Here is a 614-nt window from a genome sequence, read left to right on the forward strand (position 1 = left end):
CGATGCGCTCAATATAAAGACATTGCTGAATCCTGATCAATCCATCCCCTTTGACAGTTATCGTTGGAGTGGCGGTCTCAAGGAGCAAGTGCAACACCTCATGTAAGGTGTTGCCATGTCTACCCAATACAACCACCTGAGTACCGAGGAGCGCGTCACCATTATGGTGATGCTCTTTCAACGACAGACGCTGCGAGCTATTGCCGCTTTGCTAGGCCGTCACCCCAGCACCATTAGTCGTGAGATCAAACGCAACCCCCAGCAGCCTCACTATGACGCCATCCAAGCTACCAGCAGGGCTCAACAGCTTCGACATGCGCCTCGCCGTCAGCGGCGTTTGTCTCCAGACTCAGAGCTATTTCAAGTGGTCGTCGAAATGCTCCGCATCGGCTGGTCACCGCAACAAATTGCCCGCAGACTACGCAGTATCTGGCCAGGCCAATCCGAGCGACATGTGAGCCACGAAACTATCTACCTCGCCATCTATGCCTATCCGCGCGGCGAGCTGAAACGCCAGTTGATCAGTTATCTACGTCAGGCTGACGGCAAACGTCCTAAGCGAACCCAAAGCAATGTGCGTCGAGAACGTTACCCTGCGCATCTGAGTATTCACC

1 protein-coding gene is annotated in these 614 nt (G+C 54.1%); it reads left to right on the forward strand.

The window, feature by feature from the left end; genetic code table 11:
* Positions 1-115: 115 nt before the first annotated feature.
* Positions 116-614 (forward strand): IS30 family transposase (locus GHN86_RS23030; RefSeq protein ID WP_153387389.1); only part of this gene is annotated, 499 nt, incomplete at its 3' end.

Origin of the sequence: Pseudomonas helleri (assembly GCF_009600315.1) — a bacterium.
Taxonomy (GTDB): domain Bacteria; phylum Pseudomonadota; class Gammaproteobacteria; order Pseudomonadales; family Pseudomonadaceae; genus Aquipseudomonas; species Aquipseudomonas helleri_A.